The sequence below is a fragment of the Klebsiella sp. C349492 genome, assembly GCF_042055345.1.
Lineage (GTDB): Bacteria > Pseudomonadota > Gammaproteobacteria > Enterobacterales > Enterobacteriaceae > Klebsiella > Klebsiella scottii.
Genome location: NZ_JANQCE010000003.1, coordinates 1 through 17,798, shown reverse-complemented (window position 1 = coordinate 17,798; position 17,798 = coordinate 1). Strand labels below are relative to the sequence as shown.

The window sequence follows — 17,798 nt, the reverse complement described above, 5'->3', positions numbered from 1 at the left end:
ATGGTGTTATATGATAACATCCGCAATATAAACAAAGCGCTCCGTCCTGGATAGCCTGCGACCCGCGTAAAGCTGGATGTTATATTGTAACAATGTATTTATTGTGCAATATACCGCTGGCGCCGAATGGGCGCTGTGGTAGGGTTTTCGCATCAATAACTGGCCCGGGACGCGTTTCAGATATGAAAATTTATCGCATAGTACTTTTATCCGTTGCCTTTAGTTCCCCGGCGGCCTATGCCTTCCAGGCTAAAAGCGCGGCTTCTGCGGAGGTAAGCGCCTCCCAGCTGAAAAAGGCGGAAGAGAGCATCGTCAGCAATTTCTATAGCCACAACGACGCCGGTTTTCAGACCTCAATATTGGGGACCTGCAGCGCGACGCCGGTCCCCGGCTGCCACTGCGCCTTCTGCACGATGCTGCGCGGCGGGGCGTAACCAGCCTTTCTCCTCAGGGCCTTAGTGGTTATTGTTGATAGCTGGTTGAGGGGGACTCGCGGACAATAGCGTCGCATTACCCCTTTTAACCCGCAGAGAAAGCTGATGTTTAAACTAATTTATCTGGCCGCCATTATGGCCATGCTGTCAGGATGTTCGGGCTTTATCGATAAGGTCAAAAATACCGAACTAAAAGAGGAATATTTCTCCGCCAGCGTAGAACGCACCCAGGAATGTCTGCAGTATCAGTCGCTCCGCCATCAATTTTATCTTGAGCAAGACGATCCGCTGCCCAACGGCGATAAAAGATATAATCTTCTGAGAGACCACGATGCGGTGGCGAATATCGACATGGGTAAATCGGGCAAAAAGACGCTGGTCAATTTCTTCTATGACAAAAGAGACGGGCAGGTACAAGGCGCGCTGTCTGACATCATCCATCAGTGCCACCGCGACCTGGATTAGCTTCTCCGCCCGCGCGGCGGGGGGTAAACGCCGCGCGGGCCGGGCCGCGATCGCCTCCTCTCAGGAGGCGTGAAGGGTGAAAGGAGGGATCGTTTTACCATCCACGGTCATGCCGGCGAAAGCGAGCATCGGCGCCAGGGTGGCGTTGTTTTCGGCCGGGAAGTTGAGCTTCGGCTGCGAAACCTCGCTGAGCCTGGCGATCTGCCCGGCCGACAGCCTGACCTCAAGCGAGTCGAGGTTGGTTTTCAGCTGATCGAGCCGCCGGGCGCCAATCAGAGTGGCGCTGACTCCCGGCTGCGACCTGACCCACGCCAGCGCCACCGCCGCCGGGCTGACGTTAAGCGCCGAGGCGATCTCGACCACCGTGTCGATAACATCATAGTCCGCCGGCGACGGCATGCCGACCATGCCGCTGCGGCGGGTGTCGACGCTGCCTTCGCCGTTGCGCCTGAATTTACCGCTCAGGAAGCCGCTTTTGAGCGGTGACCAGGGCATAATCCCCATGCCCATCTCCTGCGCCAGCGGGAACAGTTCCCCTTCGCCGGTTCGCTCCAGCAGGGAGTATTCGAGCTGCAGCGCAATAACCGGCGCCCAGCCGCGAAAGCGGGCGATGGTCTGCGCTTCGGCGGTTTTCCACGCCGGAATATCTGAGAAGCCGATATAGCGAATTTTGCCGGCGGTGACCAGATCGTCGAGCCCGCGAAGCGTCTCTTCAATCGGCGCGCCCCGGTCCCAGTTATGCAGCCAGTAGATATCGATATAGTCGCTCTGCAGGCGTTTTAGCGAGGCCTCGCACTGCTGAATCAGCGCCTTGCGCCCCGCGCCGCCGCCGTTTGGATCGCCGGGAAAGAGGTTGCAGTAGAATTTTGTGCCCAGCACCAGCTCATCGCGTCGCACCGCGTGGTGCTTTATATAGTCGCCGACAATCTGCTCCGAATGACCGGCGGTGTAGATATTGGCGGTATCGACAAAGTTGCCGCCGCGGCTTCGGTACTCATCGAGCATGGCAAACGATTCCTGCGGGCTGGCGCCCCAGCCAAACTCTTCGCCAAAGGTCATGGTGCCGAGGCAGTACGGGCTGACCCGTAGCCCGGAGCGTCCCAGGGTAATGTAGTGATTAAGCGGCATCGCGTTCTCCTGCGGGTGAAAAAATTATTGTCCGATCATCCTGAGCGAAAGGTCCCACAGGCGCCCGGCCTGCAGGGGGTCTATCGCCCAGCGGCGCACGCCGCTGACGTCGGGGCTATCGTCGGCGACCGGCGACGATATGTCGCAGTCCGCGCAGTACACCCCGCCCATTCCGGCCAGCTGCGGGCTGGTCGCGGCCCACAGGCTGGTTGCCGCGCCCTGAGCCACGGTTTTCAGGGGCGATGGTACAAAGTCCGGCCCAACCTGCGCCGCCTGGGCGACGGCCGCCTTCTCCTCCGCGCTCATAAAGCGGCTCAGCCGGGTGGCGGGGATCCTGCCGGGATGTACCGCAAAAGCGCGAATGCCCAACGGCTGGCCGAGCCGGTCGAGATGCACGGCAAACAGGGCGTTGGCCGTTTTCGACTGGCCGTAGGCCCGCCAGGGATCGTAGGGCCGCTGGCGGTAGTGGATATCGTCGAAGCAGACCGCGGAATAGCGGTGCCCGAGGGATGATAGCGCCACGACGCGCGCGCTCCCCGAGGCGACGAGCGCGTCCCAAAGCCGCAGCGTCAGCTGAAAATGGCCGAGATGGTTGGTGGAAAACTGCGATTCGAACCCGCGGGCGTCGCGGGAGAGCGGCGGGGCCATAATACCGGCGTTATTCAGCAGAATATCGACGGCGTCGGTTTCGGCGAGCGCGGCGCTGGCGAAGCGGTCAATGGAGTCCGGATCCAGCAGATCCAGCGGCAGCACGATGGCGTCCGGCATACCGGCAAGGGCGGCTCGGGCCGCTGCCACATCGCGGGCGGGAACGATGATTCTGGCGCCGGCGGAGCGCAACGCCCTGACGGTTTCCAGACCAATTCCCGCGTGACCGCCCGTGACGATGGCGCATTTTCCGCTGAGGTCGACGTGACGCATGACCTCCTCGGGCGTAGAGGTCGCGCTGAAGCCTGAAACAACAGGAGACTGAGGGGTGAGCATAGCTGTTCTCCGGGACGAAGGGGGTTGTCACATGGTAGAGTGCCGTCACCGTACGATGAAGCCGTGAAAGTGCTATTTTTATGCGTAATAGTTCAAATATAAGCGTTGACCCGCTATCGGACCTGCTCGATTTCCTGCAGGTGCGCTGCGATCTCTCCGGCCGCCTGGTGGCCGGCGGGGCCTGGGCGCGGCGTTTCGCCAACCTCGACTCGATTAAGTTTTGTGCGGTAACGCAGGGGCGCTGCTGGTATTTGCTCGATGACATGCCGGCTCCGCTGCTGGCGGAGAGCGGCGACGTGCTGATTACCAACGGCACGCGTACCCTGACGCTGGCCAGCGCGGCCGAATTGCTACCCGACGCCGGGCAGGCGCCGATCGAACGCGACGACGACGATCGGTATCGCCTGGGGCAGGGAGAGGATTTCACCATGCTCGGCGGCAAAGTGCGGCTTGATGCCGATCGCCAGGCGCTGCTGTTGAGCGGGCTGCCGCCGCTGATCCACGTGCGCGGCGGCGCGGCCGAAGCAGAACCGCTCTCCTGGCTGCTCAGGCAACTGGTGGTCGAAATGAAAAGCAGCCGTCCCGGACGCTCAAGCATGGTGGCCGGGCTGACCCAGCTGCTCTTTACCCAGACGCTGCGCGCCTGGCTTGCCGACGCGCCGGCGGACGATAAGGGATGGCTGAAGGGCTTTGCCGACCCGCGGCTCTCCATCGTGCTCAGCTGCATTCACGGCGACCCCTCCCGCAGCTGGACCCTGCAGGCGCTGGCAAAAAGCGCCGGGATGTCGAGAACCTCGCTGGCGGTGCGGTTTCGCGAAAAAATTGGGGTCCCGCCGCTGGCTTATTTAACCCAGTGGCGCATGTACCTGGCGCGGCGCGAGCTGCTGGCGGGGGCGGCGATCGCCGAGGTGGCCGCAAAGGTAGGGTACGCTTCCGAAAGCGCGTTCAGCAGCGCCTTTAAGCGGGTGATGGCCGTGGCTCCCGGACATTATCGCCGGGATAGGTTGGTAGAGGATGCAGACCCGGCGGCCTCCGGCGATCCGCATGGCGGTGATTTTTAGCCGTCGGCCCGGCAGGAGGCTATTTCGCGACCGGCCCGGTCCGCATCGGCGAGGGGATCGGTAGGATCGACAAGTAGATCGCCTTCAGCCCGTCAGCGTTGCTGGTGCCGACGGGCCTGGCATCGGGACAGCAGCTGTTGATATTGCTGCGGGGTATCAACGTCCCAATGAATGCCGCTTTCCTGCACGCCGACGGTTTGGCTACCGAACTGATGAACGACCGTTTTGAGGTTATCGTCGGCTCCGGCAGAGCCTATTTTTTCAATAATCGAAAACGGCAGCAGCACCGGGTGGCCCCGACCCTGCTGATACTCCGGGATAAGGCAGGTCTCCCGGCGCTGGCGCCACAACGAAGCATAAACGCCGACGCCTGCTGCCGGCATATCGCCTAAGGCGATAAAAAAATGCCGCGCTTTAATATGCTTCACCCCGGCCTGGATGGATGAAAACATGCCTTCCTGATAGCTGGCGTTATGAACCAGCTCAATATCGGGATGATGCGCATAGCGCTGATGCAGCTCGGCCCCTCTGAAGCCGGTCACCAGGATAACCCGATCGCAGAAGGAGAGCGCATCGGCGATGGCGCTGTCCAGGACGGTGCCCTTTCCCCAGGGCAACATCATTTTCCAGGTACCCATCCTGGTTGACATTCCGGCGGCAAGAATCAAACACTCTTTAACAGGCATACGCCCTCCGCGAGTATCGGCGCCCCCGGATATCAACGCGTCCGGGGAGCGCCTCAAACTCAAGCCTTCAGTATTGCTTTTATCGAGGTGATAATTGGCTGATAGCCGGTGCAGCGGCAGAGATTCCCCTCCAGAGCTTCACAAATTTCGCTATCGGTAGGCTGAGGATTTTGATCTAACAAGGCCTTAGTGCTCATCAGTACCCCCGGCGTGCAGAAGCCGCACTGCACTCCGCCGTGGCGCACGAACGCATTCTGCAGCTTTTTCCCGACGGCATCATGCTGCAGCGCCTCAATTGTGGTGATTTCCGCGCCGTGGCACTGCGCGGCCAGCAGAAGGCACGAGCAGACCGACTTTTCATTCATGATTACCGTGCAGGCCCCGCACTCCCCGACGGAACAACCCTCCTTGGTGCCGGTTAGCCGCAGCTCTTCCCGCAGAAAATCCAGCAGGCGGGTGTTATCGTCCACTTCGCGACTGATGCGAATACCATTGACCTTCAGCTCAATTCGGTTCATTTTTTGCCACCTTCTGCTCTGCCAGCGTTTCCTGCATCATTTGTCGGAACATATCTTCAAATACCGGTATTTTGTAAGGGGCAGACCAGCGTCCGCCTATCGCCTGATGCATTATTTTGTTCAGCGCCTGCGTCGCGTCCTCAATTCGCTTCTCATCGAGGACGAACCCCGTCAGGCAGGACTCAACCTCCGTCAGCCGTTGCGGCTTGCTGAGCAGGGCGCCATCAACCAGGCGGCAGAGCGCCAGGGTGCCATCGCCAGAAAATGCGAATACGCCCGTCAGGCTTTGCCGGGTGATATTCAGCGCGTTGCGGCGTCCCAGCTGTAAATACCGCTGCTGTGAGAGCTGCGCGGGCGGGGCAGGTAATATGACCCTGGTGACTATTTCGCCTGGATTCAGCGCCGTGCGGTAGCCGCCGACGATAAAGTCGCTGAGGGCTATCTGGCGCAGGCCGGTACGGCTGCGCAGCTCCAGCCTGGCGTCATAAATAATGAGCGGCGGAACCGAGTCGGCGCAGGGCGCGGCGTTGACGATATTCCCGCCGACGGTGGCCTGGTTGCGAAGCTGGAGAGAGCCAATAGTTTTGCAGGCCGTGACCAGCAGCGGGTAGCGCGCCCTAATCAGCGGGTGCCTGACCAAATCGGTAAAACAGACGCCTGAGCCGATAATCAGCTCGTCGTTGACCTCTTCAATCTGCTTCAGCTCCTGAAGCCCCGCAATATTGACCAGCCCGACCTCGTCGGTTTTTAGCCGCGCCTGTACCAGTACGTCGGTCCCCCCGGCGATGGGCCGGCTATTTTCCTGCGCCAGCATCAGCAGCGCTTCGTCCAGATTTTTCGGCGTCGCCATCCGCAGCGTATTGAGGCGCAGAACCTGCTTATGCTCCGCTCCCTCCGCCATGAGTTCGCTCTGGCGCTCGGGTTTTTTCAGGTTATAACCCAAACGGACGCGCTCAAGGGTAAGGGGAAGCTGGCGGTTCCATTTCTCCAGGGCGAAGCAGACCGCGTTATTAAGCGCCGCCGCTCCCAGCTCAAGGACCGGCTCGCCGATGACCTTGGCGCCTAAAGGCCCGGCGTTGTCGTGGTTTTCGACGGCGATAATATCGATATTGGGCATATCCTGGATTGTGGGCAGCAGATAGGTGTCAAAATTCTCTGATTTCACCGCTCCGTTTTCGGTATTGAAATCCTCCAGCATGCCGTATCCCACCATCCCCTGCAGCACGCCGCCGTACACCTGACCGGCAAAGCCGACGGGATTTATCACCTTACCCACATCGTGGGCGGCGACGACGTTATTGATAGCGATCTTGCCGGTGCGGGTATCCAGCGCAATATCGGCGATCTGGCAGCCGTACACCCAGGTGAAATAGGGGCTGCCGCAGCCTTTTTCCTCATCCCAGTGAATAGCCGGCGCCACGTGCCAGCCGTAGGAGGAGAGATTGGCGCCCGTCGCTCGGGTCAAATCAACGACTTCCTGAAAAGTCAGGGCGGTTTGCGGTTTGTGACGATTGAAGACCTTCCCTTCCTGCCACACCAGGTCGTCTATACCGGCGGCCTCAAGCCGCTGGCTGATGGCGTTGGCCATCCGTTTTTTGATTTTATTGGCGGCGCTCAGGATGGCCTGTCCGCCCATCAGCGTGCCACGGGAGGCGACGGTAGAGCCGCCGTCGGCAATCATCGAGGTGGCAGGCTCAGAGAACATCACCCGATCCAGGCCGATACCGAAGGCATCGGCGGTAATCAGCGACATGGTGGTTTGCAAACCCTGGCCGTTTTCAGAGACGGAGGTTGAAACGTTGATGCTGCCATCGGCGTTCACCTGCATCAGCGCCGATGAGGCATCCAGGCCCTCCGCGCCGAGGGAGCATCCGCGGTGGCTGAGCGCCAGGCCGATACCGTAGCGCACCGGCCCGCCCTCGGCGTTGAGCTTGCTATAGTGCTCGCGCCTGGCGACGAACTCCGCTTTCGCCATAGCTTTTTCGAGGACTTCCTGCGCGGAGACCGTATGATTATCAAATACCTGTCCGGCCATGCTGGTATCGCCCTGGCGGAGAATATTGCGCAGGCGCAGCTCGACCGGGGAGAGCCCCATTGCTTCGGCAACCTCGTCCATCAGCGATTCATTGGCAAAAATTACCTGGGGAGCGCCGTAGCCGCGATAGGCGGAAGTGTAGTTATTGTTGGTATAGACCCCCGTCACATCGACCCGCACGTTGGGAATGTTATACGGCCCGGCGGCCTGCACCGAACTGCGCCAGGTCACGAACATGGTCTGCCCGGAGTAGCTGCCGCCATCGGCGATAATATCGACCTTAATCGCCTGGATGCGGGCCTCATCATCGAGGCCAATCTTGTACTTCATCTTATAGGGATGGCGTTTATAGCTCTCCCGCATCGACTGTTCCCGATTGTAGGAGATCTTGACCGGGCGGCCGGTAAGATGCGCCAGCAGGGCGGCGCGGCAGGCGATATTGTCGATAATATCGTCTTTTCCGCCAAACGAACCGCCCAGTATCGAGCGTTTGACGTTAACGCGCGACTGCGCAAGGCCGAGGTATTTTGCCACGATACCGCGAATCCGGTGGGCGTTCTGAATCGAGCCGCTAATGGTCATCACCTGCTCGTTGCTGTCGATCCAGGCGGTAATGGATTCCGGTTCTATATAGCCATGTTCCTGAAACCCCACCTCGTACTCGCGTTCGAAAATATGCGTAGAGGCGGCAAAGCCGCTATCGATGTCGCCCTTGACGGTGTGGTGGTGATTAATAATGTTGCTGTCGAGCTCGCTATGAATTAAGCGGGCTCCGGGTTTCATGGCCTCTTCTGGCGAAACGATGGGCTGCCAGGGCGTATAGGTAATCGCGATCTTCTCCGCCGCCAGGCACGCCGCTTCATAAGTTTCTGCGGCGACGACCGCAATCACATCCCCGCGATAAGCTATCTCATCGCGAATGATCGGCGGATAGTCGGGAATGATAACGCCGAGGCTCTTCTCGCCGGGAATATCCTCCCACGTGGCAATGCGTACCACGCCAGGAACGTTTCTCGCCTCAGATAAGTCGAGAGAGTCAATGCGTCCTGCAGGAATATCGACAAAACGACAAACGCCGTACAGCATATTTGCCATTTTAATATCATCGCCGTAAATAGCCTTGCCGCTCACCTTGGCCAGGCCATCAACGCGCGCGACTTCATTGCCAACCAGCGTAGTGGTCATATATTTCTCCGTTTCCAGGGTCCTGTCCCTTGTACGAACGACGCCCGACGGATGGTGTCACCGTAGGTCGCACTGCCGCAGCTGCGGGTCGTGTCTGTTTGCGCGGCATAACGGTCGTAAAGACGTTTTTTGCCTATCTGGCGAGAAGTAGCAATAGATATGCCAGCTCAAGGGAAAGGGATTTTCGCGGGTGCCAACTGTGACGCCGATCGAGTTTATTGGCGAAACGACGCTGCCTGCGCGGGAGGCCGTTGCCGCTATCGTCGGGTGATTATCATCTGCGGGGCGATAATTATTATCATAATGATAGATAGCCTTCCGGCATCGGGATAAGGCGCGTGGTGATAACAGGGTGGGGCGGCTCGCGGGTTTTTCAGGCGACCCGTGCCCCCGCGCGCCGGAACGCGCGCAGGGGAGTGCAGGGAGGGAAACTAGCGGAACGGCGGTTCGTTGAAGGTGCGCAGCTTGCGCGAATGCATATGATCGCCTTCGGCCCGCAGGAGATCGATAGCCTTAATGCCAATCTGCAAATGTTCTGAAATCGCCCCTTCGTAAAAACGGTTGGCCTGGCCGGGCAGCTTTATCTCACCGTGCAGCGGTTTATCCGATACGCACAGCAGCGTGCCGTACGGGACGCGGAAGCGGTAGCCCTGGGCGGCGATAGTCGCGCTTTCCATATCGATAGCGACGGCGCGGCTGAGGTTGAAGCGCAGCGCCGAGGCTGAATAACGCAGCTCCCAGTTGCGGTCGTCGGTAGTGACTACCGTACCGGTGCGCAGCCGCTGTTTAACCTCTTCGCCCGGCATGCCGCTGATCTGCTTGGTGGCGTCGTAGAGCGCGCGCTGGACCTCGGCGATGCTGGGGATCGGGATATCCGGCGGCAGCACCGCATCGAGCACGTGGTCATCGCGCAGATAGGCGTGCGCCAGCACGTAGTCGCCAATGGTCTGGCTTTCACGCAGGCCGCCGCAGTGGCCAATCATCAGCCACACGTCAGGGCGCAGTACCGCCAGATGATCGCAGATATTTTTGGCGTTTGAGGGGCCGACGCCGATATTAATCAAGGTGATACCCTGACCATCTTTGGTGATCAGGTGCCAGGCGGGCATCTGATGCTTTTTCCATGCCAGATCGGAAACGGCCTGCTCCGGGGCTTCGGTGTCCGCGGTGATCCAGATCCCGCCGGCGCAGGAGAGCGCGATATAGGGACTGTCGGGATCGAGGATCTGGCTGCAGCCCCAGCGCACGAACTCATCCACATAGCGGGTGTAGTTGGTGAACAGCACGTACGGCTGGAAATGATCGACCGGCGTTCCGGTGTAGTGGCGCAGGCGGGCCAGGGAGAAATCGACGCGTCGGGCATCGAAGTGAGAAAGCGGGTGGTTTTCGGTCGGGTGGAATATCCCGTCGGCGGTTTCATCACCAATCTGCGACAGTTCGGTAGTCGGGAAATGGCGGGTCAGGCCTGCGCTCATCGAGCGGTCAAGGGTCAGCGCGGAACCGTCAATCACGTAAGGGTAGGGAATTTCATGCTGCGAAAGCCCAACGCTGATGTGCGCGCCATAGTCCTCATACAGCAGGGTTAGCTGTTCGAGAAGATAGGCGCGAAAGAGCTTAGGATTGGTAATGGTGGTGGTGTAGCAACCGGCGTGGGTGAAGCGGCCCCAGGCGCGGGTTTTGAGGGCCTTGTGATCGGCGCCATCCCACGAAACGGACAGCAGCGGATAGACAAATAGCCCCTGGGCGCGGATGGTATTGTCAGGGAGCACGTTATGGTTGATGTACTCGCCAATGGCTTTACGTAGCGCATTGACCGACTGTTCATACTGCGTTTCTAGCTGGCTCAGCGCTTGTTCCGGGGTCAGACTGGCGGCCTTGTGGTTCATCATTCGCTCCTTGTTTCAGGTCTGCTGACGTGTCCGATAGTATGTCACAGACGGAAAAGAGCGAAGGGGAATTTCACCGGCGGAGCGATGAAAATACTGCAAATAGAAACAGTTGATGATTATTTCCGGCGGCTATCTGCTCGCGGAATATGTGCTATCCGCCCAGCGTTCGGGGCTGAAGTGCGTCGCCTTTTTCACCTTCAGGGTCATCGCGGGATTATCGTTGATACCGTACCGCGCGTTTGCCTGCGGCGTGAGCTTATCGCCGACCTTCAGGCGGCAGCGGCAGGCCTCAATCTCGGCAATAATCAGCAGCTGACCGCTTTGTAAAACCACGCGGGTCGTTTCTGCGCATACCTTTTTTACCCACCACTCCATCTATTTTTCCCTGGCCTGTAATATTCCCGGCGATAATTGTCTTTTGCTCCTCTTCTGACAATAAGAATAGCCCTTCGGTTTAGTCTATGTTTAAAAAGCATCTCGCAGGCTTTAATAACTCAGATATCCATGCACGAACGCGCAGACGGTCGTTATCTACAGCAAAGAAAATGGACAGTGATATGGCAATGATGCGTTTTACCCGACACCTGAATAAAGCTGGTTTGAAAGTCGCCTCGCTGGCGAAAAAAATCGCCGTTGGCCTGCTTATCGTTATTAGCGTTTTTTTTGCCGGGCGTATTTACGAAACCCAGCGCGGGCCTGCGCTGCATTCGTGGCACACCTGGTCCGCTGATGAAATGTCGGCGGCTGAGATTGACCGCACGACCTTCGCCGGATACCTGGCGCGGGAAGGGGCTATTTTTCAGGAGATGAAGACCCAGCTAACCGATGCGCTGCATGATGATGAAAAAACGCCGCTCAATCGCTTTTATGCGCAAAGCGAGGTCTACCCGGAAAAGTTTCAGCCTAACTGGAACCGCTCCTTCGTGCTGCTGCCTGAGGGAAAGCCGCGCGGCGCCGCGGTGCTGCTTCATGGGCTGACGGACTCGCCGTACAGCGTGCGCTATCTGGCCAAAGCCTATCAGCAGCAGGGGTTCGTGGCGGTGGTGCCGAGGCTGCCGGGACACGGCACCGCGCCGGGATCGCTGACCGCCGTTGACTGGCAGGCGTGGATGGCGACGGCGCGGCTGGCGGTGCGCGAAGCGACGCGGCTGGGCGGGCCGAACGCGCCGCTGCACGTTATCGGCTACTCCAACGGCGGCGCGCTGGCGCTGAAATATGCGCTCGACGCGCTGGACGATAGCACTTTGCCCGAGCCGCAGCAGATCGTCCTGCTGTCGCCGATGATCGGGGTGACCGCTTTTGCCCGCTTTGCCGGGCTGACGGGGCTGCCGGCGGTGTTTCCGGCCTTTGCCAGGGCGGCCTGGCTGAACGTGGTGCCCGAGTTCAACCCTTATAAGTACAACTCGTTTCCGGTGAAGGCGGCCCGCCAGTCGTGGCTGCTAACCCAGGCGCTGCAGGATCAAATTGTCCAGGCCTCCCGCAGCCGGCGGCTTGCCGCGCTGCCGCCGGTGCTGACCTTTCAGTCGGTGATGGACTCCACGGTCAGCACCCGGGCGGTGGTGGATTCGCTGTATCGCTACCTGCCGGAAAACGGCAGCGAGCTGGTGATTTTTGATATCAACCAGGCCGCGAACCTGCGGGCGCTGTTTCGACCGGCGCTCTACTCCGCGGTCAGCGCGCTCCTGCCGCCGGCGCCGCGCCGCTATAGCACCACGGTGATTACCAACGCCTCGCCCACGACCTATGAGACGGTGGCCCGTACCACGCCGGCGGGAGAAAAAGAGGAGCGGGTGACGCCGCTGAACCTGGCGTGGCCGCAGGATATGTATTCGCTCTCGCACGTCGCGGTACCGTTCCCGCTGAACGACTCCCTGTACGGCCGCGAGCCGACGGAGAAGAACCGTTACGGTATTAGCATCGGTACCATTTCGCTACGTGGAGAGACCTCCACCCTGAGCGTCGGGCTGGATACGCTGATGCGCGTGACCTCCAACCCGTTCTTCCCGTTTATGATGGACCGCATTGACCAGCGCATTGGCTGCGGCTTCCAGCCTGACGTGCGGGCCTGCCTGCAGCCGACCGGGGGCTCAAAATAGCGAGACGTGCATCAGGGTGCGAACCGCGATGCCAACCATGGCGCCAGGGGCGACAAAGCGGAACAGGCGGACAAACCGCGAGCTGACGCCAAGAAAAATGCCGATTCCCGGGAGATCGAAGGTTTGAATCAGCAGCCCGGCGGAGGCGTTTATCTGGCTGGCGGTGACCTTGCCCTGCTGCAGTAATTCAGAGATAACGCCAAAGTAGGCCGTTCCGCCGGCCACGCATTTGACCAGCGCCGGCAGGACAAAGTTTTCCGGGATATGCAGCCACAGCAGCAGCGGCATCAGCAGGCGCTGCAGCATTTCAATCAGGCCGGCAGCCTGCACCAGCCCGACGATGGTGAGCGACAGGATCAGCATCGGCACGGCGCCGAGGGCAAGACGAATCGCATCGGAGCCGGCGCTGTTGATAACGGAAATGATCCCTTGGCTATTTTGCTCCGCGTTGGGGAGCGCTTCCGCACGGGCGTTCTCGAGGGTCGATAGCCGGCGGCCGGTGAAATACCACGTTGCCGCGGCCGCGCACAGCCCGCCAACAATCGAAATGATTATCGAGGCCATCCAGTGCAGGCCGAAGGGGGCGAGGGGGTAGAAGACGTTGCCTTGACCCATCGCAAAGACCATCGCCAGGGTTGCGGCCATCTGCCGGTCCGAGACGCCGCGTTTATCCATAATCGACAGGGTTGCCAGCGGGGCGGCAAAGCTGACGAAATTCATCTGAATCAGGGCAAAAGCGCTCATCCCGGTTAAACCAAACGGCTTGAGCAACGGCGCGACCCAGCGGACGATAACATCGAGCACCCCGCGAACTTCCAGATACTTCATGATGATCAGCATCACCACCATAATGGGCAGCAGGGTATAAAGCGCGACGTTAACCGAGGATTTCCCCGCCGACATAATAATGCTTATGACATCCATTTATTTTTTCAGCACCGCATGCAAAACCATTAATTAGCATCATGATAATCCCCGCTGCCGGGAAATGATACGATCTGCCGCTATTGGCAGTCGCCCCTGCCGGTTGTTATATATACTCATCATAAGGGGCGCGTATTACCGGTAAAATGCCGCCACGACATTTGCAAAGCGTGTTTACTGTTCCCAGAATGAATAACCAGCGGAAATTATCTTTAAGGAAAAGCCTATGCAACGTTGTCGGCTGATAGTGTGGGGAACCCTGATTATTTTTGCCTCCGCGGCTCGGGCGGAAGAAGGCGTTTACGGCGAGCAGCGCATCAGCGGCTGGTGGGACTGGATAAAAAATGATGTCTCGCAAACCTGGAATCAGCCGCAAAACTATGACCTGTATCTGCCGTTTCTCAGCTGGCACAACCGCTTAACCTACGATAAAGAGAAAACGGATAACTACAACGAGATGCCCTGGGGCGGCGGCTTCGGCCTCTCCCGCTATCATGATGACGGCGACTGGAGCTCGCTGTACGCCATGATGTTTAAGGATTCGCATAACAAGTGGCAGCCGATCGTCGGCTACGGCTGGGAGAAGGGCTGGTATCTGGATAGCCGCCGCGATTTCCGCCTTGGCCTCGGCGTGACCGCCGGGATCACCGCTCGCGATGATTTCGCTAATTACGTGCCGCTACCGATTATTCTGCCGCTATTTTCCGCGAGCTATCGGCGGCTTAGCGTGCAGTTCACCTATATTCCCGGCACCTACAATAACGGCAACGTCCTGTTTGCCTGGCTACGCTATGGTTTTTAAACCCGGAGCCAGGCCGGGCCGGGAGGCTTAAAGGGTGATCACTTTTTTGGCGACCGGGTTGGATAACGCCAGCATCGAAATCAGTACCGAGGCGACAAACGTCAGGGCAATCAGCATTAATTTTGTGGTCAGCGAACCGATTGGGATAAGGGCGCTCAGGAGATGAAAAATTGAGTAATGGAGGATATAGACCCCGGTCATCGTTTTGCTGATTGCCGCCAGAATACTCTCTTTAAACTCGCTGTTTTTACGGAAACGGACGCCGTTAGCCGCAATAACCAGCGCGACCACCAGAATATAAATTTGCGAACCGGTGAGGATGAACGCATTTCTGTCGGCCTTGAACAGGGCGAAAAAGAAATGGCGCTCGTAAAACCAGGTGAAAAGATAAATAAATGGTATGGCAAACATCGCGGCTTTGACCACCTTATCGCGGTTCAGCCAGCGCACCACCAGCGGGTCGCTGAACAGCTGGCCGGTTAAATAGAACAACAGCCAGGTCCACAGGCGATACTGCGGCGCCAGGCTCAGCGCATGAACGTTGGGATAGAGGGCCGCCAGCAGGTCGTAGCCATAGGAGAAAAGCAGGAGGACAAACACTACGCCAAAAAAGAGCCTTCTGCGCTGGCTTAGCCACTCGATCAGCGGGTGGAAGGTATAAATCACAATAAAGGCGAAGACGAACCACGGCTGAATAAGATAGCCGCGCTGGTAGGGCTCCCAGAGGTAGTAAATCGTCATCCAGAAAAGAAAGACGATCACCACGCTTTTAATTTTCCCCATCTGCCAGCGCGCGCTGTGCCGGGACTGAGCGTCGAGATAGCCCGCCACCACAAAAAATAGCGGCGTGGCGATGGTCGAGATAAACGTCAGAAAGCCGAGGATCCAGTGATAATCGTAATCATACAGATCCCAGGTGTTATAGATGGTAAAGAACGTTACCGCCGTCATGCATCCCAGCGTTTTAATAATATTTAACCCGGTGGTGTTCATTGTGGTTGCTGCATATCCTTAGGGTGGAAACAGGCGTAAATAACCGGAAGAACCAGTAGCGTCAGAATGGTCGCAAAACCCAGACCAAACATGATGACAACCGCCATACTCTGGAAGAATACGTCCAGCAGCAGCGGCGCCAGGCCGAGCACGGTGGTGAAGGCCGTGAGCAGTATAGGGCGTAAGCGCGAGGTTGCGGCATAGATAATTGCCTGATGCTGCGGCTTTTCCTGCTTCTGCTGTTCAATCTCTTCCACCAGCACGATGCCGTTGCGGATAAGCATGCCGCTCAGGCTGAGTAAACCGATAAGCGCCATAAAGCCGAAGGGGATGCCGGTAATTAAAAAGCCCGGGGTCACGCCGATAAGCGCCAGCGGCACGGTCAGCCAGATGGCGACCGCATTTTTCAGCGAGCTGAACATCAGCACGGTGATGACAAACATCACCAGATAGCCCAATGGCAGGGTGGTGAACAGCCCCTGCTGCGCTTCGCTGGAGTTCTCGGCATCGCCTCCCCACTCAATGCTGTAGCCGTGCGGCAGGCTGAGCGCGTTAATCTGCGGCTGCACCCGCGCCAGAATATCTCCCGAGGTTTGGTTGCTCAGAGGGTCGGGGTCGGTCATCACCGTGAGTACGCGGCTGCGATCGCGGCGCAGAATCAACGGATCTTCCCATTCGAGGTTAAAGCCGCTGACCACGTTGCTCAGCGGAATATACTGCTGACGGCTTTGGCTCCACACCAGCACGTTATTGAGATGGTTGGCATCCTGACGTTCGGCGGCCGGCGGGCGGACCACCACCGGCAGCAGATCGGCGCCTTCGCGGTACAGCCCGGCGCGGCTGCCGGTGAAATTCATCTGCAGCGCGCCGTCGATATCCTGTTTATCCACCCCCAGCTCGCGCCCCAGGGTGGGCGAATACTGCGGCCGGATGGTTTTGCTGCGGTTTTGCCAGTCGTTGCGCACGCTGCCGATGGCCGGGTCCGCCGTGAGGATCGTGCTCACCTGGCTGGCTATCAGCCGCAATCTGTCGGGATCGGGGCCTTTAATCCGCACCTCGATCGCGCTGTCGCCGGAAGGACCGAACATCACCCGCTTGCTGCTGGCGTTCACCTGCGGATAGTTACGCGCAATATAGGCGTCAACGTGGCGGGTGAGGGCGTCAATGCTGCGCCGATCGTCCATACGAACCATGATCTGCGCATAGTTGCTGTACTGCCGCTGGCCGCTGTAGGTGAGGATAAAGCGCATGCTGCCCTGGCCGACGGTAGCCACGGTGGTGACGACGCCGGGCTGACCGTTAATCGCGGTTTCGATATCGCTGGCCATCTGTTCGGTTGCCGCAATATCGGTACCGTAGGGCAGCCACAGGTCAACGAAGAAGATCGGCGTATTGGATGAAGGGAAAAAGTTCTGCCGCACCGAACCGAACCCCCAGATAGCGCCGGCCAGCAGCGCCGCCATCAGCATGAGGGTGACGGCTTTGCGCATCAGCAGGGCGTTAAGGATCTGCTGATAGCCGCGGTAAAAGCGCCCGCGATAAGGATCGGCCTCAGCGGCCGGCGTCGGGGAGGCCGCGCCTTTAAACAGCCACCATTTGATCAGCACCGGGGTAACGGTGAGCGCCGAGAACCAGCTGAGCATCAGGGAGATTAACAGCACCTGGAACAGCGACTTACAGTATTCTCCCGTCGAGTCCTGCGACAGGCCGATCGGTGCGAAGGCGAGGATTGCGATCACGGTTGCCCCCAGCAGGGGCAGGGCGGATCGGCGGATAACGTAGTTGACGGCGGTCAGCAGCGTTGACCCCTGCTGACGGGCAATCAGCACCCCTTCGACGATGACGATGGCGTTATCGACCAGCATGCTGAGGGCGATAATCAGCGCGCCTAGCGAGATCCGCTGCAGCTCAATGCCCCACAGGTACATAATCAGCAGCGTGCCCAGCACGTTGAGGGCCAGCGAGAGCGCGATAATAATGCCGCTGCGCACGCCCATAAAGATCAGCAGCACGCCGACAACAATGGCCAGCGCCATCAGGAAATTAGTGATAAAGCCGCTAACCGAGTGGCCGACTTCGGCGGCCTGATCGTAGAACAGGTCGATTTTAATCCCGGCGGGCTTTTCCGCCGACATTTGCTCAAGCCTGGCCTCCAGCGCGTGGCCAACGTCGATGACGTTGACGCCGGGGATGAACGAGACCCCCATCGTCACCGCCTGGCGGCCGTTGGCGTGGTAGATGCTGGACGGCGATTCGCTCAGGCCGCGCGAGATGGTGGCAATATCCCGCAGCCGGGTCGCCGCCCCGGTGCCGTGCGGGTTGATCGGCAGATCGCCCAGCTCGTCGATATTCTCAAATTCCCCGGTCGGATGCAGGCGAATGGACTCGCTGCCGGATTTGATCTCCCCGGCGCTGGAAACGACGTTCAGGCGGCTGAGAATGGCGGAAAGCTGGTTAAGCGTGATGCCGCGTGTAGCGCGGCGATTTTTTTTGCATAAAAACGCACTGGTATATGCACAAAGCTTTAGTGATAATTTGCACAATGCAGAATTAATCGCTAAATCATACACCGGGTATAAATAACTCATTTATCCGACG

General features: G+C 58.9%; 14 protein-coding genes and 1 pseudogene. 5 read left to right on the top strand and 10 right to left on the bottom strand.

The window, feature by feature from the left end; genetic code table 11:
• Nucleotides 1–182 precede the first annotated feature (182 nt).
• Nucleotides 183–434 carry a hypothetical protein gene (locus NWP14_RS12805; protein WP_095101151.1) on the top strand — a complete coding sequence of 84 codons (252 nt, stop codon included), beginning with the start codon at nucleotides 183–185 and terminating at the stop codon, nucleotides 432–434.
• Between the two features lie 105 nt (nucleotides 435–539).
• On the top strand, nucleotides 540–899 hold the full coding sequence (locus tag NWP14_RS12800; RefSeq protein ID WP_095101153.1) for a hypothetical protein: 360 nt from the start codon (nucleotides 540–542) through the stop codon (nucleotides 897–899).
• 60 nt (nucleotides 900–959) lie between these two features.
• Here NWP14_RS12800 and NWP14_RS12795 read toward each other — a convergent pair whose 3' ends face one another.
• Together NWP14_RS12795 and NWP14_RS12790 are read right to left on the bottom strand one after the other, a co-directional pair.
• Nucleotides 960–2,027 (bottom strand): aldo/keto reductase, encoded by a 1,068-nt coding sequence (locus tag NWP14_RS12795; RefSeq protein ID WP_375215423.1) that lies wholly within the window; start codon nucleotides 2,025–2,027, stop codon nucleotides 960–962.
• Nucleotides 2,028–2,051: 24 nt separating this feature from the next.
• Nucleotides 2,052–3,011 (bottom strand): oxidoreductase, encoded by a 960-nt coding sequence (locus NWP14_RS12790; RefSeq protein WP_375215422.1) that lies wholly within the window; start codon nucleotides 3,009–3,011, stop codon nucleotides 2,052–2,054.
• Between the two features lie 80 nt (nucleotides 3,012–3,091).
• Here NWP14_RS12790 and NWP14_RS12785 point away from each other — a divergent pair, with 80 nt between their 5' ends.
• Nucleotides 3,092–4,072, top strand: coding sequence for an AraC family transcriptional regulator (locus tag NWP14_RS12785; RefSeq protein ID WP_346431107.1), 981 nt, complete (start codon nucleotides 3,092–3,094; stop codon nucleotides 4,070–4,072).
• A gap of 92 nt (nucleotides 4,073–4,164) precedes the next feature.
• On the opposite strand, the gene NWP14_RS12780 is transcribed toward NWP14_RS12785, so the two are convergent.
• The 5 genes from NWP14_RS12780 to NWP14_RS12760 all read right to left on the bottom strand — a co-directional run bounded on the left by NWP14_RS12780 (nucleotide 4,165) and on the right by NWP14_RS12760 (nucleotide 10,760).
• Entirely contained in the window at nucleotides 4,165–4,758 is a 594-nt protein-coding gene (locus NWP14_RS12780; RefSeq protein WP_375215421.1) for an NTP transferase domain-containing protein, read from the bottom strand.
• Between the two features lie 59 nt (nucleotides 4,759–4,817).
• Nucleotides 4,818–5,276, bottom strand: coding sequence for a (2Fe-2S)-binding protein (locus NWP14_RS12775; RefSeq protein WP_095101161.1), 459 nt, complete (start codon nucleotides 5,274–5,276; stop codon nucleotides 4,818–4,820).
• Nucleotides 5,263–8,496 (bottom strand): molybdopterin cofactor-binding domain-containing protein, encoded by a 3,234-nt coding sequence (locus tag NWP14_RS12770; protein WP_375215420.1) that lies wholly within the window; start codon nucleotides 8,494–8,496, stop codon nucleotides 5,263–5,265. The genes NWP14_RS12775 and NWP14_RS12770 overlap by 14 nt, the downstream gene beginning before the upstream one ends.
• 431 nt (nucleotides 8,497–8,927) lie before the next feature.
• Nucleotides 8,928–10,382, bottom strand: coding sequence for an AMP nucleosidase (locus NWP14_RS12765; RefSeq protein ID WP_095101165.1), 1,455 nt, complete (start codon nucleotides 10,380–10,382; stop codon nucleotides 8,928–8,930).
• Between the two features lie 132 nt (nucleotides 10,383–10,514).
• A complete protein-coding gene (locus NWP14_RS12760) occupies nucleotides 10,515–10,760 on the bottom strand; it encodes a histidine kinase (protein WP_095101167.1) in 246 nt (81 codons plus the stop codon).
• A gap of 182 nt (nucleotides 10,761–10,942) precedes the next feature.
• Between NWP14_RS12760 and NWP14_RS12755 the strand changes: the two genes are divergently transcribed.
• Nucleotides 10,943–12,481, top strand: coding sequence for an alpha/beta hydrolase (locus NWP14_RS12755; RefSeq protein ID WP_346432080.1), 1,539 nt, complete (start codon nucleotides 10,943–10,945; stop codon nucleotides 12,479–12,481).
• On the opposite strand, the gene NWP14_RS12750 is transcribed toward NWP14_RS12755, so the two are convergent.
• On the bottom strand, nucleotides 12,473–13,405 hold the full coding sequence (locus tag NWP14_RS12750; RefSeq protein WP_095101169.1) for a nucleoside recognition domain-containing protein: 933 nt from the start codon (nucleotides 13,403–13,405) through the stop codon (nucleotides 12,473–12,475). The genes NWP14_RS12755 and NWP14_RS12750 overlap by 9 nt on opposite strands.
• A gap of 226 nt (nucleotides 13,406–13,631) precedes the next feature.
• Here NWP14_RS12750 and pagP point away from each other — a divergent pair, with 226 nt between their 5' ends.
• The gene (gene pagP / locus NWP14_RS12745) at nucleotides 13,632–14,207 is read left to right on the top strand and encodes a lipid IV(A) palmitoyltransferase PagP (protein ID WP_375215419.1); all 576 of its coding nucleotides are present in this window, start codon (nucleotides 13,632–13,634) and stop codon (nucleotides 14,205–14,207) included.
• 27 nt (nucleotides 14,208–14,234) lie between these two features.
• On the opposite strand, the gene NWP14_RS12740 is transcribed toward pagP, so the two are convergent.
• Both NWP14_RS12740 and NWP14_RS12735 read right to left on the bottom strand, forming a co-directional pair.
• On the bottom strand, nucleotides 14,235–15,158 hold the full coding sequence (locus NWP14_RS12740) for an acyltransferase (RefSeq protein ID WP_189339878.1): 924 nt from the start codon (nucleotides 15,156–15,158) through the stop codon (nucleotides 14,235–14,237).
• Between the two features lie 38 nt (nucleotides 15,159–15,196).
• A pseudogene (locus NWP14_RS12735) lies at nucleotides 15,197–17,683 on the bottom strand (efflux RND transporter permease subunit); the annotation flags it as partial.
• Nucleotides 17,684–17,798 lie beyond the last annotated feature (115 nt).